The sequence below is a fragment of the Peribacillus sp. FSL M8-0224 genome, assembly GCF_038003055.1.
Classification (GTDB): Bacteria; Bacillota; Bacilli; order Bacillales; family DSM-1321; genus Peribacillus; species Peribacillus frigoritolerans.
Window position 1 is genome coordinate 2,230,638 of the sequence record NZ_JBBOOJ010000001.1, and the last position, 22,638, is coordinate 2,253,275.

Genomic DNA, 22,638 nt, shown 5'->3' on the forward strand with positions numbered 1-22,638 from the left:
AAAAACTTTATTAAAGGGGGACCCATACATGAGTTTAAAAGGAAAAGTCATAATAATTACAGGAGCGGGCAGCGGAATTGGTAAGGAAACGGCATATAAATTAGCTGAACAGGGAGCTATTGTCGTAGCGGCTGATTATAATGATGTTGCCGCTAAGGAAACTGCTGAATCTATTCAACAAAAGGGAGGCACGGCATCTTTTGTGAAAGTGGACGTAGCTAAAGCGGAAGAAGTGGAAGCGATGGTCAAAGCAGCAATTGCCAATCATGGCACCATCAACGGCATATTCAACAACGCTGGAATTGGGCTAGTAAAACCATTTTTGGAAATGGATCCAGAATCATACCACAGAGTTGTTGATGTTGACCAACACGGCGTATATTATGGCATGTATTATGCAGCAAGGAAGATGGTGGAGCTTGGTGTAACTGGGGCAACAATCGTTAATACTGCTTCTATATATGGGACGATGGTTTCAATTGGCAGCTTTAATTACCATGCCGCAAAAGCTGCAGTCATCGCCATGACTAAATCCGGTGCAATTGAACTTGCGCAATATGGGATTCGTGTCGTCGGCGTTGCACCAGGTTTTATCGAAACGCCGATCATTGGTGAAGATCCAGAGTTCCTGGACAGTTTGGCTCAGCTTCATATGAGGAAAAAATTGATTCAGCCAGAAAAAGTTGCTGAAGTTGTAACGTTCTTGTTCTCTGAAAAAGCGGACGCCATTAATGGACAGGTCATCCCTGTTGATGATGGATTCTTAAGCTTTAAAGGATAATTATAATCAAAGGATTTTCGAGAAAACTTAAAAAGGGAGTTTTGACAAATGAGCGAACGATTCGATGGCAAAGTTGTAATCATTACTGGGGCAGGCTCAGGCTTAGGACAAGCAGCCTCATTGGAATTGGCTAAAGAAGGGGCTAAACTTTCATTAGTTGATTTAAACGATGCATCTTTGGAAGTGACAAAAAAATTAATCTTGGAAATTGCACCAAAAGCGGACGTGCTTCTGGTCACTGCAGATGTATCGGATGAAGAAGCAGTAAAGAACTATGTAGACAAAACAGTCAGCAAGTATGGCAGAATCGATGCATTCTATAATAATGCGGGTATTGAAGGTAAACAAGCCCCTATGGCTGAATACGATAGCAAAGTTTTCAACAAAGTAACGGACATCAATATCAATGGTGTATTCTATGGTATGAAATACATTCTGCCAATCATGAAAGAACAAGGATCAGGGGCAGTGGTGAACGTGGCTTCCGTTGGTGGAATTCGTGCTGTGCTTAACCAAAGTGCGTACGTTGCGAGTAAGCATGCTGTTGCAGGCTTAACGAAAACAGCTGCCATAGAATATGGTCAATATGGAATCAGCATTAATGCCATTGCACCAGGAGTTATCTTAACGGCAATGGTAGAAGGTTCATTCAGGCAAATAGGCGGGGAAAATTGGGAAGAAGCAATGGCGGATTTCATCAGTGTGAATCCTAAGAAACGCTTTGGTAAACCTGAAGAGGTCGGCCGTTTAGTCGCCTTCCTATTATCAGGGGAAGCGGAGTTCATCAACGGGGCAGTCATTCCGATTGATGGCGGACAATCTTCACAATACTAAACGTGATAAAGGGAGTGACAGTATTAGGTCACTTCCTTTTTAATCGAATACTTTTAGTTAATGACCAAATGAATTCAAACTTTAAAAATCAATACATATGAAACGAAATGCGAACCATTAGAATAGTAATGGAACTCATAAAAAAAAACGCCATATTAAGGCGCTTAACAAACATTTAAGAAGCCAATCGTTACTTTTCTTTATCATGAAGCTTATCTTCATATTCAGTTTCCAACATACCATACAGACCGTTCATTTCTTGTTCATCCGGATCTGCCCCAAACTCGTTTCTATATTTTTTCTTTTTATCATCAAGGATTTCTTCTTTTTCATTCTTCTTGTCCATACATATCACCTCCAACCAATAGGGTGTCTCATTGTTCGATAAAATATGCATGGTAATCTCATTTGCAAAACAATTAATTGGGTATTCTAAATAGTTATTAGTCTTACTATTTGTTAAGATATATATATATTAACTTAGAGATATCGGAGAGAGAATGTGAAGAAGAAGAAACGTAAGAAATCAAAGAAAGTTTTTGTCATATTTATCCTGGTTTTTGCATTTTTGCTCATTAAGGAGATCATGAAAACCCCCTATTCCGAAAATGTTTCCACATCAGTAAATACGCTTGATTCTTTCGCGAACGTAAAAAAGTATAGCTCACTTCTTCAAGGGGAGTTGGCTAAATACGGACTTGAGGAGCATACTTCGACATTGATTGCTTTGATGCAGCAGGAAAGCCGAGGACGGGGCGGTGACCCAATGCAGGCATCTGAGTCAGCGGGTCTTGATCCAAATACAATCACAGATCCAACGGAAAGCATTAAGTATGGGGTGAAACATTTTAAGAGGATCAATGAATATGGCAATGAAAAGGGCGTGGATTTTGCCACGATCATTCAAGCATATAACATGGGAATTGGTTATATTGATTTCGTGGCGAATGAAGGGGGCAAGCATAATGAAGAGCTTGCGAAGAAGTTCTCCATGCTTCAGGTCGAAAAGAACCCCAAGCTCTATGATTGCGGCGGGGACAAGGATAATTTTCGGTACCCATATTGTTACGGTGACTACTCATACAGTGCAAAGGTATCTAAGAACATTGAGGAGCTTGGCAACAGTATATCGGCTCAAGCTGATGGTGAGTGAGGGAACAAAAAGCCTACTGAATGAAGTAGGCTTTTTTTCATGGTAATGCCACTCTTTTGCGGAGTTCAAAGAATCAAAACCATTGTCATTTATTGTTCAACCATGTAAGGAGGTCGTAATGTTTATAGAGTTTCCCGGATTCCTCAATGATTTGTGAAAGAAGGATATCAATGGAATCAAGTAAAGAGTTTAAGGCTTGTTTAACAGAACCACTCTCAAAATGCTCTAAGGGCACAGGTAACTCTTCCACGTCCAAAATAAAATGTGACCCATCCGGAAGCACCATGATATCAATGATCAAATCTTCAAAGGATAACAACTTATCAGCCATATATGTATTTTTTACAATATTAAAATAGGAACCTAAATAATTGCCTTCATTATCTCTCCAAATGTATAAATTATAAGGGCGGTCCTTCCAATAATAAGCAATCGTATAACTTCCAATGTTAATGTTTAATTCTATAGGACCCGCTTTCATCGTGAACGCATCCATGATTTCATGAAAAAGCACGACATGCTGATTTTGTGCGTTTAACAGCAAACAGGTATGTTCTACAACTAAAGAGTCATAGCGGATTTTTCTTTCAATTATTTCATCGCCACGTTGAAGTGCAGTTGTGAATATTTTGTCCATCATTCTATTTCTCCCTTAAAAACCATCTAGATCATTATGCCATTTGTTTCTTTTCTACATTGGTAAATATCAAAACCTAATTTCACAAGTACCGAGAAAATAGGCTTTAACTACTTCAAAATCGTTCACTACCAGAATGTTGTTTATTGGAACTTATCCTTGATACGCATGCTCTAAAGTTTTAATGTCAATTTTCTTCATTTGGAGCAGCGCTTTCATCATTCTTTCCGATTTTTCAGGATTGGAGTCGTTTACCATCTCGGTTAGATTTTCTGGGATGATTTGCCATGACACGCCAAATTGATCTTTCAGCCAACCGCACACTTGAGCCTTTTCATCTCCGCCTTCCGAGAGTTTCCCCCAATAATAGTCCAATTCTTTTTGATCCTCGCAATGGATGATAAATGATATTGCCTCTGTGAATTTGAATTGCGGACCGCCATTTAATGCTACGAATGTTTGTCCTTCCAATTCAAATTCCACGGTCATCACTGAACCCACTGTCTTTCCATGGATTTGATTTCCTTCATTTCCATAGCTAGTGATTGTTCCGATCTTAGAATTTTCGAAGATGGATGTGTAGAACTTTGCCGCCTCTTCGGCTTGTGAATCAAACCAAAGGTTAGTTGTGATTTTTTGAATTTTGTTTTTCATCATTTTTCTCCTCTTTTGTTTTGATCCTTGCTATATGATCATGGAAATGAGAATGGATTCGATAAGATTAAATACCTTGAAAGTACCCTTTTACTATACACCAATTATGATGAACCAAGATAATGATGTATAGTTAGGTTGTGTTTTGTGTATTCCAACCAATCATTTAACTAATCCCCTTTTTCCTTTGCTTGTTACGATATCCTTGACTCAAGGTGATGGAAATACAAAAGGATATAGAAACTTTTCAACCGTGAAAAGTCCTATATCCAAATTTGGTTTCTCAGCTTTCGAAGTTAAATTGCCATTGGATTCCGAATTTATCGGTTAACTGACCGTAAATTTTACTCCAGAATGTTTCCTGCAGCTCTAGACCAACCGTGCCGCCTTCACTTAGTTTGTTAAAGATCGATTTAATTTCCTCCACATCATTACCGACATATGCAAGGCTGATATTATTTCCTTCTACAAAAGGCATACCAGGAAAAGTATCTGAAAACATGATATTACTACCATTAATAGTAAGCCTTGTATGCATGACTAAATCTCTCGCTTCTTCTGGAAGGGGAAATTCCGGATTAGGTGGTGTTTCCCCAAAGGTCATGATATTTGGTTGTTCCGTTCCAAAAACCTCTGCGTAGAACTCTACTGCTTGTCGACAATTCCCATTAAAATTAAGATATGCATCAACTGACATGTATCTCACTCCTATTTTCTTATTTTACATTGCGCCCAATTTATTACTTAATGCATGATTACCTTACGAAAAATTCCGGTGGTTCAATTCCAAGGGTTCTAAGATAAATATAACCCTGTCCCCTATGGTGGATCTCATTTTCCAGGGCATATTGAAGTCTATCAAAGTGGCTTTGTGAGGGACCGAAAAAAGGATCTTTTTCAACCACTCCAAGCGTTTCCTCGGTCATTTCCTCCCACAATTTCCTCGTCTCATCCCTTACTGCTTCGCATGCTGATACGAGTTCTTCTTTGGTGGAAATTACGGCAAAGGAATCTGGAAACTCCCAAATACCCAGTGCAATTCCACGCATATATCCAGTCTCAATGTTCATGACTTCTTTAACCATCTCTGCGAAAGGGCGAAGCTTCCCGGCCGGTGTATAATGGAATAATTCCTTTTCAGGGAAAGCTTCAACCACCCGCAACGTCAATCTCCTGTTGCCTTCCAATATATTTAACAAACCCTCTTTCGAAAGAACCACCATTTCACTCTCCTTTGATCAATACTCTGTATAGAAGTTCTGTGAAAAATCGAAAAGTCCTGCAAATTCCTGAATATAAAGATTGCATAGCTTTTTTACTAAACAATGGAGCAATTCCATTAACCAATAGATAAAGTAAAAAGGGGAAATGTCATATGTTCGGTTCCTTAAATAAAACTATATTAATAAAAAATGATTAAAAAAGGCATTGCGAAATTAATGTATCAGGATGTGTCAGATGACAATTGGGATCAAGAGAACCTAACAAAGAGAAATTTAGTTTTTACTATTGAAAGCATTCGTTATATAGATGCTTATACGAAATGATTAAGCACTACTCAAATGGGTAGGGAACTTTAAAGAATCATTTTGATAATTTTGTGGTAAGGATAGGTGCGTATATTGGAGAAGTTATAAAAAGGAATATATATCAAGATTATAAATGGTATGAATATGATTCTGTATATCATTTTTCTTCTGCACTTGATGAAGTGAATAGGGGCATTAAAACGGAGACGGTTCTTTACTCCAAAAAGAGAGATAGAGTTATAGTGCCATTGACTGTGGTAGCTCAACATCTGGAAGGGAGTCCGGCACAAACAGATTTCTTGGAATATGTAGAAGAAACAATTAAGCGAAATTCGTAAGAGATATCTGCTTTCCTTAAACAATTGTGTTGGTTTTCAAAAATCTTCCCAAAAGAGGGAAAATTCAATTTTTATAAATATTGATTAAATCTTTCATTTATTATACGATTTAATCAGTTATATTTTTCCAACCAGCATGATGCTTATACATAAACGATTCAATTAATAACGGAACAAGCAGAAAGGGAGAGAAGCCAATGATCAATAAAGTCGGTCAAATTATGTTATATGTTAATAACCAAGATGAGTCATTGAAATTTTGGACGGAAAAATTCGGATTTAGCAAAATTTCTGAAGAAGATAACGGCCAAGGGCTAAGATGGATTGAAGTAGCCCCAACAAAGGATGCACAAACGAGCATCATCCTGCATAATAAGGAATTCATTGCTAAAATGCAGCCTGAATTAAATCTTGCTACACCTTCATTAATGTTTTACTCGGATAATCTTGATGAATTATATAAAGACTTTTCGGAGAAGAATATCAAAGTGGGAGAACTTGTAAATATGCCATCTGGAAGAGTCTTCAATTTTGCTGATAATGAAGATAATTACTTTGCGGTCATGGAAAAGAAGTAAATCATTTAGCTATAGGTAAAAACATCAAAACGACTAGAAAAAATATTTTTAGTCGTTTTGATGTTTTTTGATAAAACTACCCTCTTTATGTAACTAGTTAGTCTTCAGGCCTTGGCCCAGCATGAAGTCCAGAGTTCTCAACCGTTTTGATCGGCCGAATGGTTATGTCACCATTCACGTAAATTTGACAAGATAAACGCAAATGATCTTCCATTCCTTTTTCCTCAAAGACCTTTTTTTCTTTATGTGTTACCTCCAAAAAATCACCTGCCAATATTTCCACTCTGCAAGTTGTACACTTAGCTTTCCCACCGCATCGGTGGAGAATATTTATTCCGTTATCTTCCAATGCCAATACTAATTTTTTTCCCATTTCAACTTCAAACGTTCCTTGGTCAAATACTGTTACATAAGGCATCTTATACCACCTCTTATTATAGGATATCTATCAACAGGTCATTAATATAACTATTCTCTTAACTTGTCCATATGACATAAAAAAATGTGAAGTCACTGCTGATTGATAGTAAAGATGAATAATTAATTATCGTGAAGACAAACTTTAAGTACATTCATAATTATTAATGACACAAGGGATAAATAAAGCTAGGGAAAATAAGCATGGTCTTTTAGAGGTAATTAAGATGTTGAATAATTAAAGGGAGGTGCATGCCTGTGAATAATGGCCATTGTGATTTTTCACCAATGAAACAAACGTTAAAAGAGGAGATACGCCAAGTAATATCGGCATTACAGGATAACTTAGAAGCAATGGGTGATGAAAATTATTGTCTTCTTGGAAATTTCGAGAAAATAAAGGATAAATTCATATACATTGATATGAAAGCAGCAACATTTTATTTAAACTGTTATTTGTCACCATTTACCGACAAATATCCCGAATTATCAACTTGCGTTCAAAATTTATCGAATTTGAGACATGGCGGGTTGATTGTGATTCAACGGGGAGATCCCCTTGATTCTTTAATTCAACCCGGTATTTCAATAGGAGCGGAGTTAACCCATTCTTTATTGGAATCGATTTTTTTTCCTGGAAATCCACTGCATGATGGTGCCGTTTTGGTTAGTCAAAATCAGATTGTTTCCGCAGCAAATGTCCTTCCGCTTTCAGACAGGTCAACCGGGGGAAAGAAACTGGGAACACGCCACCGCTCTGCTTTGGGTTTATCTGAACGGAGTGATGCCCTTGTATTGGTAGTATCAGAGGAAACAGGAAGAGTTTCATTTGCATTGAATGGGAAACTGTACCCAATTAATACACACGGGCCTATATAGATTCACACCTGGAATATTCAATCGGGTAAATAAGTAATCGCTTGATCCTTTTTAGGCTTTTGTAATTTATAGCTTATTTTATCAGAATTACAGGTACAGAAAATTTCATGAATTAATCAACCCGGTGATTTTTACCGGGTTTTTGGTTGCTTTTTATATAAAAAAAGGCATATGATAAATAAGGAGTCTCAAGCAGATAAGTTATAAAACGAAAGAGGATTTTACATGATAACCATTAAAAGTGAACGAGAAATAAATTTGATGCATGAAGCGGGCAAACTTCTTGCTGCGACGCATAGAGAAATTGCAAAAATGATAAAACCGGGAATCACGACATGGGAAATCGAAGAATTTGTCGATAAGTACTTGGCAGAGCATGGTGCTACCCCAGAACAAAAGGGCTATAACGGTTATAAATATGCAACATGTGCATCAGTGAATGATGTGATTTGTCACGGGTTTCCGCAAAAGAAAGCCCTAAAAGAGGGAGACATCGTCACGATCGATATGGTGGTGAACCTTAACGGCGGTTTGGCGGATTCAGCTTGGACATATGCAGTCGGAGAAGTTTCCGAAGAAGCTCAGCGCTTAATGGATGTAACCAAGAAAGCTTTATATAGAGGCATTGAAGTTGCACGGGCAGGAAATCGTCTCGGGGACATAGGGCATGCAATCCAGTCTTATGCAGAAGGTGAAAAGTTTTCTGTTGTCCGCGATTTTACAGGACACGGAATCGGCAAAACCATGCACGAGGACCCTACCGTCCTACATTATGGTAAGCCAGGTAAAGGTGCCCGTTTAAAAGAGGGCATGGTCATCACGATCGAGCCTATGCTGAATGCAGGAACATGGCATATGAAAATGGACCAAGACGGCTGGACGGCAAGAACGGCAGATGGAAAGCTTTCCGCCCAATATGAACATACCCTCGTCATTACAAAAGAAGATCCGATCATTTTAACGGAACAGTAAGCAAAAAAAGAAACGGCCTTATCATAGGCCGTTTCTTTTTTAGTTTTAAACTATTTCACAATAAACCTCGACAGAATATTCGGACTTCTCCTATCCCACAATAGATCGAATCCAAAAAATTAGTACTAGGCAGTTTGGCATTAAAAACTTTACTATTATGTGGCAGCACAGGATAATAAGGGGAAGGAAGAAATATTTAATTATATACAGTATTAAGGGGGAATGACTGTGAAGAAAGGGGAGAAACTGTCTGCGACGGTAGAAACCGTGGGGTTGAGCCAGCGCGAATTTTTAACGATTTTCTTACTTCACTCTTTGAGGATAAAAGCGAATTATCCAAGGGCGATTCATCAGGACCTGAAAAATACGTTCACTGGAAAAGTGCATAGCTATGACTATTTATGTAAAATATCGAATACGCTAGTCGAATCCAATCATTTATCATTATATACGAATAAGGGAAGAAATTATTATCAAATAACGGAAAAAGGCAAAGAGCTTTACATATGGTATCAAGAAAATTTCCTGGAACGGTTTTCCGAAGTAAAAAAGGTCATTGATCGCTTCATGTTCGATTTAAGGGGGTCTGGTGAAAACCCACCGGTTGTAAATGAGCTTCCAGAAGAATACAGGTCTTATTTCTCGAAAATAATATCGGTGAAGGACCTTGTCCGTTATGTAACTTTAAAAGCCGCTTTCACTAAGAAACCCATTTATATGGGGGAAATTGGCGATCTGCTTAAAAATCAGTTCGGTTGGATCGCTTCTAACGGCTATTTATACGATTTATCTCATGAAATGGAAGAGAAAGGCCTACTTGTCGGCAGGTGGGAAAGTGAAAAACGAACTAAACGGTATTTACGAATAACCGATGAAGGACAGCATCATTACAAACAGATTGCGGATTCTGCGGCCTTTCAAGTCCAGGAAATTCAAAAATACATGGCCAGTGTCGTTATGTTCTTAAAAGAAAAGAGTTATTGATTAGAGAAATGCAACCCCTTAATTTGCAAGGAGAATGAAGTTACATGCTTAAATTGAATTGCTCAAGGGTAAATGTTACTTAAGACACTTCTTAAAAAGGGGGAATGAGTGATGGCGGAAAAACAAGATGAAATGGGAAGCATATTCAGTTTCATTAAAGGCCAGGTAGATAAGCTCCCAATTTCACAATCGAAAAAAACCAAAATGCTCGACCAGCTCTTAAAGCTGAAAACGATGACTGTTGATGCAAGGGAACCGCGAATTGCTCTTGTCGGAAGAAGAGGGTCTGGAAAATCCTCACTGATCAATGCGATGTTTGGTCAGGAACGGCAATATGTCAGTTCCGTTAAATCTGGAACGGGTAAGGGGAAATGGTTATGGTACCCGAGTGATGCCGAACCCAAAATTCGTTTACTGGACTCACGCGGGCTGGGTGAGAGTGAAGCTCCTACGGAAGAGTTCGAAGAAGATACACCATTGGATGAATTGATAAAAGCGGTGACTGAAGAACAGCCTGATGTGTTTCTTTTCTTGATTAAAGCAAAAGAAGCGGATTCACGTATTGAAGAAGATTTACAAGAATTGAATAAGCTGCGCAAGATCGTTAAAGAGAATCACCATTATGATGTTCCTGTCATCTGTGTGGTCACACAAGTGGATGAATTAGATCCGCCACATTATAAACAAGTACCTTTTGATGCCAATCCTAAGAAAAAAAAGAATATTGATGAAGCCATCGCTTTGATGTCAAAACGATTTAAAGATAGTGAAATACCACTTTTGAACATTATTCCTACTTGTTCGTATATTGATTTTGATGAAAGCGGAAATATTGAATATGATATGCGTTGGAACATAGATTTGCTTTCTGATTACTTAATTGAGGCCTTACCCAGTGAGGCGAAGCTGAAGACTGCCAAAGCGATGCAGAGCCAATTCGTTAAGAAGAAATTCGCGCGGACGATAGTGGGAACGTTTACGGCAATCGCAGGTCTAATCGGTGCAGAGCCAATACCTTTTGCCGATTTTCCCATTTTGACCGGCATTCAGGGTTTGATGATTGTGGTGATTGGTTTTATCGCGGATAAAGAAATCAATACGAAAACGGCAAGTGAATTCATTGCAGCGTTAGGAATCAATGTTGGCATTGGACTCCTTGTCAGGGAAGGTGTCAGGGCTGCAGTCCGTTTCATCCCAGGAGCTGGTCTAGTCGTTTCCGGTGCGGTAGCGGGTGCCGTCACTTATGGAATCGGGCAAGCCGCGATAGCTTACTTTCTCGAAAACAAAAATATTGATCAGGCGAAGGAGGCTTACAAGAACGCGAACAAAGAATATAAAAATGAAGACATTGACTCTTAATGTGCAGATTCGAACCATAAACTACACTAAGGTGATATGATAAAGTGGAGTTAGCAGTTCTGTTTCTGCTGCTGGATGGTTCAAGATTTTTGTTTACTAGAGGAGGGATGATCTTCATGTCGTTTTTTCAATCACCGAAGCAAAAAGAATATATACAAAAATTAGAGGAAGCGATTCAGTCCTTTACCGGCCGATCTGAGGCACTTGATGATTCAAAGGGATTTCCTTATGAAAACATTCAGGAGTTAAAGGAATTCGGATACCCCCAATTAACTTTAGCTAAAGAGCATGGCGGATATGGCGGTTCCTTATATGATTTTCTCCTATGCCAAGAAAAAATAGCTCAATATTGCGGCCCAACAGCCTTAGGAATAGGCTGGCATGTCGGAACGGTACTTTCCTTATCGGAGAAGAGACCATGGGAAAAAGGAGTCATGAAAGAATTGTATGATGAAGTTTCGAAAGGTGCACTAATCAATACGGCAGCATCTGAGGCTGGAACGGGGAGTCCGACGCGCGGAGGCCGACCGGAAACCATCGCGATCAAAAAGGGTAATCAATGGAATTTGAATGGCAGAAAGACTTTTACTACACTCTCTCCCGTCCTTGATATTTTTCTAGTAACGGCATGGGTACCCGAGGATGAGCGACTTGGCACATTTTTAGTTCATCGTGATGTAAAGGGTGTAAGTATAGAAGAAACTTGGAATATGATTTCCATGCAGGGGACAGGAAGTCATGATCTGGTGTTAAAAGATGTCAGCCTGCCTGAGAAGTATTATGTGATGAAAAGCAATCCTGGTGAAAAAAGAAAACCTGAAGCGTGGCTATTACATATACCGGCTTGCTACTTGGGAATCGCAGTGGCTGCCAGAAATTACGCAGTCGAATTTGCGAAAACCTATTCTCCGAATAGCTTACCAGGACCAATCAGGGACCTTCCGAATGTTCAACGCACAATTGGGGAGATGGAACTGGAATTGGGTGAAGCACACCATTTCCTCTACTCTGTCGCAGAAAAATGGGTGCGGCAGCCTGAAAATCATGATGAATTATCGAAGCAATTGGGGGCAGTTAAGTTATCGGTCGTCAACAAATCGATTTCCATCGTCGATAAAGCGATGAGAGTCGTCGGAGCCAAAAGTTTACAACGAAACAATCCCCTGCAACGCTACTATAGGGATGTACGCGCAGGAATTCATAATCCTCCGATGGATGATGCGACAATCACCATGCTCGCAAAATCAGCTCTTTATTAATTCTTATTCAAATATTTTTTTGATGGCACTGAAATGATCGTTTCAGTGTTTTTTTCTATTCTTTTTCTAACATTATTTTGTGTTTTCGTTTTAAGTACAGTTTTTAGGTGTAGTCTTTTTTCGTACACATGTAAGACTTCTAGAGTGTGGGGAAAACTAGTATTAGAAAATCTCTGAATCGGTGCTTGGCTTTTTTATGTTTTAGGGGCAGTGCAATAAAGCGATTGAAGGTAGTGTAGAGAAAAGAACCTTTGAAGTGGAATTTAATCCAGACATGTACCATAACATTAAAAAAGAACGTGCGAATTGTAGCACGATTTCTTTTAGAGTAACATATACTTTACCGGGGTATGGTTTATCATTACCTTGGTCGTTAATTGTTTCCATACAATCCTGAGGAAAAAGGAAATGGCGTTTATACTCTGAAATTCGACTGCCTGAATACTCTTATAATGTGTTTGTTGATAGTAAACCTGGAAACCTTGCTATCAGGTTAGTCCGATAGAGTTTGAGGTTGATAAAAATTTGAGGAGAATTTAAATTTCATGGTAAAGTCAAGTGCTATCCATTCGTTATAGAGGGCAAATAATATAATAAGGAAAAAGGGGAATTTATATGAACGTAGATGGGGTTAGCAAACATCTATTAATTTGCAACGGGAAAACATGTACGAAAAATGGAGCAGAAGAAGTAACAGAGACGATTAGAGGGGAATTGAAAAACTTAGAACTACAAAAGGAGATTCTCACAACAAAAACATTATGCAACGGCCAATGCAAGTATGGTCCGATTGCTGTTCTATATCCACAAGGAACCTGGTATAAAGAAATGAATAAAACAAAAAGTAAAGAACTTATTCGGCAATTGAAAGAAAATGACAATGTTCATCTAGGTTCTGAACTTTATTACCATGATGGGAAAACATTCAAGAACCAGAAGAGTGAATGAACTGTAACATCTCACTTCTATATCTAAAAAGGGTTTCTGTATAGGACGCTTTTTGGAAGAAAAAAATTTCGATATTCCGTGGACTGATCATTTTTAACAAATCAGTTGATAATTCTCCCCATTAATACTAATTGAAAATAATGGTAATTGAAAATTATTCTCTTAGAAAATTCAACAGTTTTACCAATATGGAAAAAAGTACCCGATCTTTAAGAACGGGTATTTTTTATATAACATTACCTCAATTTCTTTCCTGGATGGCGGAAGAGGTAACTTTTATTTTCCTCATAATAATTTCACTAGCTTATCATTATCTATCTTGTTATGATTGATATATCTGTCTAAATCTTCGAAAAATATCGAAAGTTCGGTGTAGAAATGAATCTTATGACCAAAGATTTACTGATTAACTTTTTACTTATCCTTTTTCCGATCTTTTTATTGCAAATGAGCTATCTAGTGAAGTACGTATACCGTTTAGATGCATTAAAAGGATCCTTCCTATCGATTTTCCCTATTCTTTCACTTGTTCTATGCATGCTATTTCCCGTTGTTATAGAAGAGGATTTTGTTTGGGACCTTAGATGGATCCCTTTTCTGTTAGGCGGTTTATATGGAGGCTATCGGTTAGGAATCATATTGATAGTCATCACTCTTATTATCCGTTATTTATCAGGGGGTGATAATGGATTTTACATATCATGCATCACTTTTCCACTTGTGGGTGTTTCCTTGTTTTTTATATCTAAATACTATTTGAAACTCTCTGTCAGTAAAAAAATTCTCATCGGTATATCATTAATCTTCATTGTACATATTCTCACTCAGTTTATTTCAACAGTAGTATTTGAACTTACTATCGGGATAAGTCTATGGAAACAATACTTCACGATCCAAGTCATTGGAATCGTTGTTGTAATCTTACTATGGGAGGTCATCCTCACTAATTTTCAGGTTCTCGAAAAATTAGTGAAAGCGGAAAAATTGCAAATCGTTAGCCATCTGGCTGCAAGCATATCTCATGAAGTCAGAAATCCCCTTACAGTTACCAGGGGCTATATACAAATGTTAAGCGAAGACGTTTCTTCCCATACAAAGATCAGATATGCAAATATTGCATTGAAGGAATTAGATCGGGCCACGGATGTCATTAATGATTATTTGACGTTTGCAGCCATAAGCCCTGAAAACACGGAGCGATTAAGGGTATCGGAGGAAATTCAGCATGTCGTGAACAGCATAAAACCCCTGGCTGACAATAATGGAACAGAATTGAAGTTATCCTTATTCGAAGATGGAGCTTATTATATCATGGGGGAAAGGAAGAAATTCCAGCAGAGTTTGTTCAATATCTTAAAGAATGGCATAGAATCGATGGACCATGATGGCAAAATATACGTACATTTGATTCATGCTGCCTCCACCATCCAAATTAAGATCCAAGATCAGGGAATTGGAATGACACAGGAACAAATATATCGTTTAGGTGAGCCTTACTTCACGACAAAAAATAAAGGGACGGGATTGGGCATGATGGTTTCGTATAGCGTTATCAAAAGCATGGATGGTACGGTACATGTGTCAAGTGTACAAGGGAAAGGGACATGTTTCTCCATCAACCTGCCCATACATAAATACGAGCCTAATTGAGTTTAGTGTAAATTGACAGTTTTAAAACTCATAGATTACAATTTAAGTAAATTACCAATTATTATGAAATAATTCAATGACGCATTTGATACCTAAGGGAGATGATTGAATGAAATCGCTTACAGATGGACAAATCATTTGGGAACCGACAAAGGAACGAATCGAGCAAACGGTATTGACGCAATATGTGAAATGGTTAAAAGAAAAGAAAGGTTTAACATTTCATGATTATCATGAATTATGGAAATGGTCGGTAGATGAACTGGAGCAATTTTGGGCTTCAATTTGGGATTATTGTGATGTAAAAGCCGGCAGGAAATATGACAGGGTTTTAGCGGAGCAATCTATGCCAGGTGCGAAATGGTTCGAGGGGGCAAGGCTTAATTATGCTGAAAATGCATTATTGAATGATCAAGAAGAGAAAACGGCGATATTTTTTCGTTCCGAACATATCAGGCAGCAAGAGGTTAGCTGGAAAGAGCTGAAAGAAAAAGTGGCCTCTGTCGCCCATTCATTAAGGAAACTTGGTGTGAAATCCGGTGACCGTGTTGTTGCCTATATGCCAAACATACCCGAAGCGGTGATAGCTTTCTTGGCAACTGTGAGCATAGGTGCCATCTGGTCCAGTTGTTCACCTGACTTTGGGGCAAGAAGTGTCATAGATCGTTTCAAACAGATTGAACCGGTTGTATTACTGGCGGTTGACGGGTATCAATACAATGGAAATGTACATGATAAAACACCAGTCGTCTCACAGCTTAAACAGGAATTGGTCTCTGTCAAGCATACCGTGCTGGTTCCTTACATAGAAAAGAAGATTTTGGAAGTGAGTCTGACAGATACGATTCCGTGGGATGACCTTTTAAAAGAAAAGGCAGAATTATCTTTTGAAAGTGTTCCTTTCGATCATCCGCTTTGGATTCTCTATTCATCAGGTACAACCGGGATGCCAAAACCGATTGTACAAGGGCATGGCGGTATATTATTGGAGCATTTTAAATCAACAAGAATCCATCAAGGCTTGACTTCCGAGGATACCGTATTTTGGTTTACGACGACAGGCTGGATGATGTGGAATCTCCTTATGGGTGGTTTGCTAAATGAAGGTACCATCGTCCTTTATGACGGCAGTCCTTCTTTTCCGAATATGGAGGTTCTTTGGGATTTGGCGGAAGATACAGGCATGACCTTCTTTGGAACAAGTGCACCATTCCTTACGAATTCCATGAAGTTAGGAAACAAGCCTCTGGGAAAATATGATTTATCGAAATTGAAGGCTCTTTTTTCCACTGGAGCCCCATTATCTGGAGACGGTTATAAATGGGTGTATGAAAATGTCAAAAAGGATATCTGGCTCAGTTCATCCAGTGGCGGGACCGATGTATGTGCCGGATTTGTGGGCGGAGTTCCAACATTGCCCGTGAGAATCGGAGAGATACAAGGAAGGGCATTGGGTGTTTGTGCGGAAGCCTTTGATGAGCATGGTCAAACATTGATTAATGAAGTCGGGGAATTGGTCATTACCAAACCGATGCCGTCCATGCCGCTATATTTCTGGAATGATCAAGATGGGACAAGATACTACGAGAGTTATTTCGATACGTATCCTGGCATATGGAAACATGGGGATTGGATAAAGATCGACGACAAGGGCAGCTGTATCATTTATGGACGTTCCGACTCGACCATCAATCGTTCTGGTGTACGGATGGGAACTAGCGATATTTACCGGGTCGTCGAAGCGATAGACGAGGTGATGGAAAGCCTAGTCATTGATAGGGAAGTGCTTGGCCGCGGTTCCTCACTGCTGTTGTTCGTAGTCCTTAAGCCCGGGGAAAGTCTGGATCCAGCATTGACGGCAAAAATCAAGGAACAAATCAGAGGGCATGTATCCCCTCGCTTTATCCCTGACCAAATCCATGTCGTTGGACAAATTCCTAAAACGTTGAACGGAAAGAAGATGGAAGTCCCGATACGTAAAGTATTATTAGGTTTCGAGTTTGATAAAGTAGTGAATGCAGACTCCATGGGAAATCCAGAATCGCTACAGTTTTTTAAAGAATTGGCACTCGAGTTGAATGAGAAAAAAATATTCTAGAATTCAGGCGGAGCAAAAAAGCTCCGTTTTTTATTTGTTTTTCCTGAATGGCCTTGGTGTTAATTCCCCAATAAGGTTCACTCTTCTGGAGTGGCCTGCCATCGTAAAAAATATAATACTGTTGGAAATATTTTCTTGACAATTTAAAAACAGATGAATAGAATAAAATGGAAAGTCAGTAAGTACTGACAGTCCATTCGGAGGAAGTGAGAGCATGAGTAGCAGTAATAAGCTTAGTACCGATGATAAGCTGCTGTTAGCGGCAATCGATCTAATTGCAGAGAAAGGGTACAATGGTGTTTCTACTCAGGAAATTGCTGGTTCCGCAGGTTTTAGTGAAAAAACACTATTCCGTCGGTTTGGAAGCAAGCAAAATCTTTTAGAAACGGCATTTGACCGATATCATTATGCTGAAGAGATGACCAAACTTTTTAATGAAGAGCAAATCGTGTGGGATTTGCATTCAGATTTACAACTGATCAGTCGAACATATCATGAAATCATGAATCGTAACCGGAAAATGATTATGATAAGTATCAAGGAGGAAGGCAATTTACCTGGTTTTCGAGAAAAAACACAAAAGCATCCCCGACAGTTACTGGGAATTTTGACAAACTATTTTAACACGATGCATGAAAAAGGAAAGCTTATTCACACAGACCCAGAGCTTCAGGCATTGTCGTTCATGATGATGAATTTTGGTGCCTTTATGAACAATCTGGATGCCGATGAGAACTATCCAACCGTGTCCCTGGAGGCATTTATCATGGAGAGTGTGCAAACATTTACTAGGGCTTTGACTCCCTAGTTTTTGAATAAGTATAATGTCAGTCAGCACTGACATACCATGGTGATTGTAAAATAAATTCCAATTTTTAATGAACTAAAAAAATAGATTAAATGACAGGAGATTATGAATATGAAATCAAGTAATACAATAGTATGGATTAATGTATTTACAGCTAAAACAGGCAAACTAGATGAATTGGTTGCTATCCAAGCTGAAGAACTGCTCAATTTCAAGAAGGGATCACAAGGTGTTCCCGGTTGGATCAGCAGCCGTTGGCATCGTTCTGTAGATAATGATAAGGCAATTATGGTAACGACCTTTGAGAGTATTGATTTTCATAAAAATTGGTTAGAAAAAAGTGAATTCAGAGAACACCTTAACAAAATAAACCATCTCATTGAAGATACAGAAGGTGGGTACTACACGTTAGTGGAAGAGATTGAAAATATGTAAATCCATCAACTTATGAGGTTATATTCTTAAACAATTAATTGGCCAGTCAGTTTTTACGAGGAGGAGAAAACATTGGAAAAATTAAAGATTGGAATTATCTTAGGAAGCACACGAATAGGACGCGTAAGTCCACAAGTGGGAAATTGGATTAAAGAAATAGCTGATAAACGAGAAGATGCAACTTATGAAATCGTCGATATCGCAGATTTCAAATTGCCGTTTTTTGGAGAAGGCACTGGTAAAGAACCAGGATTATTAGCTTGGTCAGAAAAACTCTCTAGCTTGGATGGTTTTGTGTTTATCGTACAAGAATATAATCATAGCATTACAGGGGCATTAAAAAACGCACTTGATTCCGCACGTGATGAATGGAACAACAAAGCTGCGGGCATCGTAAGCTATGGTTCAACTGGCGGAGCCCGTGCAGCCGAACATTTGCGTGGCATATTAGGGGAATTACTAGTTGCGGACGTTCGTGTAAATCCAACATTATCGCTATTTACAGACTTTGAAAACTTCAAAACGTTTAAACCAGCTGATATACACCTTGGTAATGTCCATGCAATGCTAGATCAAACAATTGCATGGAGCGGTGCGCTAAAAAATTTACGTTAAGCTTGATAGTTTACTAGCTAGTTCCTTCCTCTCTAACCATTTAACAAAATTCATGTTAGTAAGTACTGAAACCTAATTAAAAGGTGCAAAAAGAGCTTATTCCTTAAGCTTAAGCAGCTGCTTTCCACATTCAAACCATCTTTGAACTTCAGCTATAAGTGAATTCGGATCGTATATTTTAAACAAAACGAGACAAAACGAGACAGCAATCTCATTTTGTCTCGTTTTGTTTCTGCTGAAAATAGTTAAAGTCCTAATTTTATCGCCGCCCATTTTGGCACGGCAATTGCACTATATAAGATTGACTCGCTATTACTGATTGGGGGCTGAAAAATGGAAACGGTTCAATCGAATGAAATAAAGTTATCACAGGACAAAGCTTATTGGATGTACAAGAAAATGCTGGAGATCAGAAAATTCGAAGACCAAGTTCATGAATCTTTTGCAAAAGGGATTTTACCTGGGTTTGTCCATTTATATGCAGGGGAAGAAGCGGTTGCTGTTGGTGTATGTGCCCACCTATCCGAAAAGGACAGCATTACAAGCACCCACAGAGGCCATGGCCACTGTATTGCAAAAGAATGCGACCTAAACGGGATGATGGCTGAAATCTATGGGAAAGTGACCGGGCTTTGCAAAGGAAAAGGCGGTTCCATGCATATTGCCGATTTGGATAAAGGGATGTTAGGTGCAAACGGGATAGTCGGTGGAGGCTTTCCGCTCGCATGCGGTGCAGCATTAACTGCCAAATATAAAAAGACCGATCACGTTAGTGTATGTTTTTTTGGTGATGGTGCCAATAATCATGGGACATTCCATGAAGGGATAAATCTGGCGGCAATCTGGAAGCTACCAGTAATATTCATCGCTGAAAATAATGGGTATGGGGAAGCCACGCCTTTCAACTATGCTTCTAGCTGTAAAACGATAGCCGATCGTGCGATAAGCTACAATATCCCGGGTGTCCGTGTGGATGGGAAAGATGTATTGGCTGTGTATAAGGCTGCTGAAGAAGCCGTTCAGAGGGCTCGCAGGGGAGAAGGGCCATCATTGATCGAATGCGTTACTTATCGTAATTATGGCCACTTCGAGGGAGATGCACAGAAGTATAAAAAGGAACAAGACAAAAAGGAGCATAAACAAGAGAAAGATGCGATTGCCCTATTTAGGAATTACTTGCTGAATCAGAATCTGCTGGCGGAAAAAGAACTGATTTCTCTTGAGAATGCCGTTGAGGAATCTATTAAACAAGCAGTCAAGTTCAGTGAAGATAGCCCGTATCCAGAGGCATCCGATTTATTAAACGATGTTTATGTATCTTATTAAACTATAAAAGGAGGAATTGAGATGAGTAGAAAAATCAGTATGTCACAGGCAATAAATGAAGCAATGGCCATGGCAATGAGAAAAGATGAAAATGTCATCCTTATGGGAGAAGATGTAGCCGGCGGTGCAGAGGTCGATCATTTGCAGGATGACGAAGCATGGGGGGGTGTTTTAGGTGTCACGAAAGGATTGGTTCAAGAGTTTGGCCGGGATAGAATTCTTGATACACCCATTGCGGAAGCAGGATATATGGGAGCGGCCATGGCAGCTGCTTCGACAGGCTTGCGACCGATTGCCGAGTTAATGTTCAACGATTTCATTGGCAGCTGTTTGGATGAAGTATTGAATCAAGGTGCGAAGTTCCGCTATATGTTTGGCGGTAAAGCACAGGTTCCCGTGACGATCCGTACGATGCATGGTGCAGGGTTCAGGGCTGCAGCTCAGCATTCACAAAGCCTTTATGCCTTGTTCACCAGCATTCCTGGATTGAAGGTCGTCGTTCCCTCATCCCCCTATGACGCAAAAGGGCTCTTACTTTCAGCCATTGAAGATAATGACCCCGTCATCTTTTTTGAAGATAAAACGCTATACAACATGGTAGGGGAGGTTCCGGAAGGCTACTATACAATTCCAATCGGTAAAGCTGAAATGAAAAGGAAAGGCTCGGATTTGACAATCGTTGCCATCGGTAAACAAGTTCACACCGCGATGGAGGCTGCTGAAAAACTCACAGCTAAAGGCATTGAAGTTGAGATTGTCGATCCGCGGAGCTTGTCACCACTGGATGAAGAATCGATTCTCTCCTCTGTGGCAAAAACAAATCGTTTGATCGTGATCGATGAAGCGAACCCAAGATGCAGCGTCGCAACGGATATTGCCGCACTGGTAGCGGATAAGGGGTTTGATACGCTCGATGCGCCAATTAAGAGGATTACGGCACCACATACACCTGTCCCTTTTTCTCCACCGCTTGAAGATATTTACCTTCCTACATCAGAAAAAGTGATACAAGCCGTTTCAGAATTATTAGGGGAACCTTCCATTCTAGGAGTGTAAATAAATCCAGATGCATGCTCCAGCTTCTTCGCATTGAACTGCAAAAGTTGGAGCAACAAAACCAATGATGGACAAACAAACCATTCTGAAGGGAGAAATAAGATATGGCTGTCGAAGTGGTAATGCCGAAATTGGGCATGGCAATGAAAGAAGGCACTGTTTCGTTATGGAGTAAGGCTGTTGGGGATCCAGTCGAAAAAGGTGAAGCAATAGCCAGCATCAATTCAGAGAAAATAGAAATGGATATTGAATCTCCAGCGGAAGGTACGATTCTGAATATAGCTGTTCAAGAAGGACAAGGAGTACCTCCAGGAACCGTTATCTGTCATATCGGAGATCCGAATGAAAAAATAAAGATCGATGAACCTGTTGCTGTAGAGACCCAGTTGAAAATTGATGAACAAGAAAAGCCGAAAACAAAAGAGTCCCCCACTTTGCCCATGGGAGATCGATTGATGATCACTCCGGTTGCACGAAAAATGGCACAGGCAGCGAATCTTGACATTGAGAAGATTCAAGGCACCGGGCCAGGAGGAAGAATCACTAAAGAAGATGTCCAGAAAGTAATTGAGAAAAGAGATTCCATCCCGGTAAATACAGAAAAAAGAATAGTTCCGCCCCAACCTGCTTTAGAGAGTCAGCAGCAGATTCCTGTTATGGGAATGAGGAACATCATTGCCAAACGTATGAAAGAGAGTTTGCAAAGCAGTGCCCAATTAACGCTAACGATGAAAGTTGATGTCACTGATCTAGTCATTTTGCAAAAACAGGCTACAGAAACGCTGCAAAAACATGACTCAACTAAATTGACTATAACGGACTTTGTTGCCAAGGCTGTCGTGCTTTCACTTAAAGAGCACCCTAAAATGAATAGTGCCTATATTGAAGATAACATCATTTTGTATGAGCATATCCATCTTGGATTAGCGGTGGCATTGGAGAATGGACTAGTGGTTCCCGTCATAAGAAATGCCGAAAATTGTACCCTAAGACAGTTATCGAATAAGGGGAAGGAGTTGGCCCGGTGTGCACGTGACGGTCAATTGCCAATTGAAGACATGCAAGGGTCCACTTTTACAATCAGTAACCTCGGGGCATTTGGCGTTGAGCATTTTACACCCATTCTCAATACTCCGGAAACGGGGATACTTGGAATTGGCTCTGCTTACGATACCCCGCTTTATATTGGTGAAGAATTGGAGAGGAGAACGATCTTGCCACTCAGTTTAACTTTTGATCACCGTGTACTGGACGGAGCACCCGCTGCTGCCTTTTTACAAACACTAAAACGGTATTTAGAAGAGCCGATCACCGTTATTTTATAGAAA

General features: G+C 39.5%; 24 protein-coding genes. 18 read left to right on the plus strand and 6 right to left on the minus strand.

The genetic code is table 11. The annotated features are described in order from the left end of the window. The first annotated feature begins 28 nt into the window (after nucleotides 1-28). Nucleotides 29-781: an SDR family NAD(P)-dependent oxidoreductase gene (locus tag MKX49_RS10765; protein WP_340876425.1), complete on the plus strand. Its 753-nt coding sequence runs from the start codon at nucleotides 29-31 to the stop codon at nucleotides 779-781. Between the two features lie 48 nt (nucleotides 782-829). Beyond that, nucleotides 830-1,615 (plus strand): glucose 1-dehydrogenase, encoded by a 786-nt coding sequence (locus tag MKX49_RS10770; RefSeq protein WP_340876427.1) that lies wholly within the window; start codon nucleotides 830-832, stop codon nucleotides 1,613-1,615. A 190-nt stretch (nucleotides 1,616-1,805) separates the two neighbouring features. On the opposite strand, the gene MKX49_RS10775 is transcribed toward MKX49_RS10770, so the two are convergent. After that, nucleotides 1,806-1,961, minus strand: a complete 156-nt coding sequence (locus MKX49_RS10775; RefSeq protein ID WP_082609346.1) for a DUF4021 domain-containing protein — start codon at nucleotides 1,959-1,961, stop codon at nucleotides 1,806-1,808. Between the two features lie 156 nt (nucleotides 1,962-2,117). Between MKX49_RS10775 and MKX49_RS10780 the strand changes: the two genes are divergently transcribed. Continuing rightward, complete coding sequence (locus tag MKX49_RS10780; RefSeq protein ID WP_063593530.1) at nucleotides 2,118-2,768, plus strand: lysozyme family protein; 651 nt, start codon at nucleotides 2,118-2,120, stop codon at nucleotides 2,766-2,768. An 85-nt stretch (nucleotides 2,769-2,853) separates the two neighbouring features. On the opposite strand, the gene MKX49_RS10785 is transcribed toward MKX49_RS10780, so the two are convergent. The 4 genes from MKX49_RS10785 to MKX49_RS10800 form a co-directional block, all read right to left on the minus strand. Next, on the minus strand, nucleotides 2,854-3,405 hold the full coding sequence (locus MKX49_RS10785; RefSeq protein ID WP_340878522.1) for a DUF402 domain-containing protein: 552 nt from the start codon (nucleotides 3,403-3,405) through the stop codon (nucleotides 2,854-2,856). Nucleotides 3,406-3,558: 153 nt separating this feature from the next. After that, complete coding sequence (locus MKX49_RS10790) at nucleotides 3,559-4,059, minus strand: VOC family protein (protein WP_340876430.1); 501 nt, start codon at nucleotides 4,057-4,059, stop codon at nucleotides 3,559-3,561. A 283-nt stretch (nucleotides 4,060-4,342) separates the two neighbouring features. After that, complete coding sequence (locus MKX49_RS10795) at nucleotides 4,343-4,756, minus strand: VOC family protein (protein WP_264897196.1); 414 nt, start codon at nucleotides 4,754-4,756, stop codon at nucleotides 4,343-4,345. Between the two features lie 58 nt (nucleotides 4,757-4,814). Then, a complete protein-coding gene (locus MKX49_RS10800) occupies nucleotides 4,815-5,282 on the minus strand; it encodes a DinB family protein (protein WP_065421185.1) in 468 nt (155 codons plus the stop codon). Nucleotides 5,283-6,123: 841 nt separating this feature from the next. Here MKX49_RS10800 and MKX49_RS10805 point away from each other — a divergent pair. Continuing rightward, the gene (locus tag MKX49_RS10805; protein ID WP_323596819.1) at nucleotides 6,124-6,504 is read left to right on the plus strand and encodes a VOC family protein; all 381 of its coding nucleotides are present in this window, start codon (nucleotides 6,124-6,126) and stop codon (nucleotides 6,502-6,504) included. 97 nt (nucleotides 6,505-6,601) lie between these two features. Here the strand turns inward: MKX49_RS10805 and MKX49_RS10810 are convergent, their stop codons facing one another. Continuing rightward, nucleotides 6,602-6,922, minus strand: a complete 321-nt coding sequence (locus MKX49_RS10810; protein ID WP_251539496.1) for a 2Fe-2S iron-sulfur cluster-binding protein — start codon at nucleotides 6,920-6,922, stop codon at nucleotides 6,602-6,604. Nucleotides 6,923-7,179: 257 nt separating this feature from the next. On the opposite strand from MKX49_RS10810, the gene cdaS reads away from it, so the two are divergent. The 14 genes from cdaS (at nucleotide 7,180) to MKX49_RS10880 (ending at nucleotide 22,635) form a co-directional block, all read left to right on the plus strand. Beyond that, nucleotides 7,180-7,800 carry a sporulation-specific diadenylate cyclase CdaS gene (gene cdaS / locus MKX49_RS10815; RefSeq protein ID WP_221408391.1) on the plus strand — a complete coding sequence of 207 codons (621 nt, stop codon included), beginning with the start codon at nucleotides 7,180-7,182 and terminating at the stop codon, nucleotides 7,798-7,800. A 225-nt stretch (nucleotides 7,801-8,025) separates the two neighbouring features. Further along, nucleotides 8,026-8,772 (plus strand): type I methionyl aminopeptidase, encoded by a 747-nt coding sequence (map, locus tag MKX49_RS10820; protein ID WP_340876433.1) that lies wholly within the window; start codon nucleotides 8,026-8,028, stop codon nucleotides 8,770-8,772. A gap of 228 nt (nucleotides 8,773-9,000) precedes the next feature. Continuing rightward, entirely contained in the window at nucleotides 9,001-9,756 is a 756-nt protein-coding gene (locus MKX49_RS10825; protein WP_323596825.1) for a helix-turn-helix transcriptional regulator, read from the plus strand. Nucleotides 9,757-9,867: 111 nt separating this feature from the next. Further along, complete coding sequence (locus tag MKX49_RS10830) at nucleotides 9,868-11,115, plus strand: GTPase family protein (RefSeq protein ID WP_034311978.1); 1,248 nt, start codon at nucleotides 9,868-9,870, stop codon at nucleotides 11,113-11,115. A gap of 116 nt (nucleotides 11,116-11,231) precedes the next feature. Continuing rightward, complete coding sequence (locus tag MKX49_RS10835) at nucleotides 11,232-12,374, plus strand: acyl-CoA dehydrogenase family protein (RefSeq protein WP_340876436.1); 1,143 nt, start codon at nucleotides 11,232-11,234, stop codon at nucleotides 12,372-12,374. A 615-nt stretch (nucleotides 12,375-12,989) separates the two neighbouring features. Further along, nucleotides 12,990-13,322 carry a (2Fe-2S) ferredoxin domain-containing protein gene (locus MKX49_RS10840; protein WP_340876438.1) on the plus strand — a complete coding sequence of 111 codons (333 nt, stop codon included), beginning with the start codon at nucleotides 12,990-12,992 and terminating at the stop codon, nucleotides 13,320-13,322. A 387-nt stretch (nucleotides 13,323-13,709) separates the two neighbouring features. Beyond that, on the plus strand, nucleotides 13,710-14,972 hold the full coding sequence (locus MKX49_RS10845; RefSeq protein ID WP_318292718.1) for a sensor histidine kinase: 1,263 nt from the start codon (nucleotides 13,710-13,712) through the stop codon (nucleotides 14,970-14,972). A gap of 109 nt (nucleotides 14,973-15,081) precedes the next feature. Further along, nucleotides 15,082-17,070, plus strand: coding sequence for an acetoacetate--CoA ligase (locus tag MKX49_RS10850; protein WP_340876441.1), 1,989 nt, complete (start codon nucleotides 15,082-15,084; stop codon nucleotides 17,068-17,070). 214 nt (nucleotides 17,071-17,284) lie between these two features. Continuing rightward, nucleotides 17,285-17,878, plus strand: a complete 594-nt coding sequence (locus MKX49_RS10855; RefSeq protein WP_340876443.1) for a TetR/AcrR family transcriptional regulator — start codon at nucleotides 17,285-17,287, stop codon at nucleotides 17,876-17,878. 111 nt (nucleotides 17,879-17,989) lie between these two features. Then, on the plus strand, nucleotides 17,990-18,313 hold the full coding sequence (locus MKX49_RS10860) for an antibiotic biosynthesis monooxygenase family protein (RefSeq protein WP_328118430.1): 324 nt from the start codon (nucleotides 17,990-17,992) through the stop codon (nucleotides 18,311-18,313). A 72-nt stretch (nucleotides 18,314-18,385) separates the two neighbouring features. After that, a complete protein-coding gene (locus MKX49_RS10865) occupies nucleotides 18,386-18,928 on the plus strand; it encodes an NADPH-dependent FMN reductase (RefSeq protein ID WP_340876444.1) in 543 nt (180 codons plus the stop codon). Nucleotides 18,929-19,261: 333 nt separating this feature from the next. Beyond that, nucleotides 19,262-20,254: a thiamine pyrophosphate-dependent dehydrogenase E1 component subunit alpha gene (locus MKX49_RS10870; RefSeq protein ID WP_241591712.1), complete on the plus strand. Its 993-nt coding sequence runs from the start codon at nucleotides 19,262-19,264 to the stop codon at nucleotides 20,252-20,254. Nucleotides 20,255-20,275: 21 nt separating this feature from the next. After that, nucleotides 20,276-21,310 (plus strand): alpha-ketoacid dehydrogenase subunit beta, encoded by a 1,035-nt coding sequence (locus MKX49_RS10875; RefSeq protein ID WP_098936477.1) that lies wholly within the window; start codon nucleotides 20,276-20,278, stop codon nucleotides 21,308-21,310. Nucleotides 21,311-21,414: 104 nt separating this feature from the next. Beyond that, nucleotides 21,415-22,635, plus strand: coding sequence for a dihydrolipoamide acetyltransferase family protein (locus tag MKX49_RS10880; protein WP_340876446.1), 1,221 nt, complete (start codon nucleotides 21,415-21,417; stop codon nucleotides 22,633-22,635). The last annotated feature ends 3 nt before the right edge of the window (nucleotides 22,636-22,638 follow it).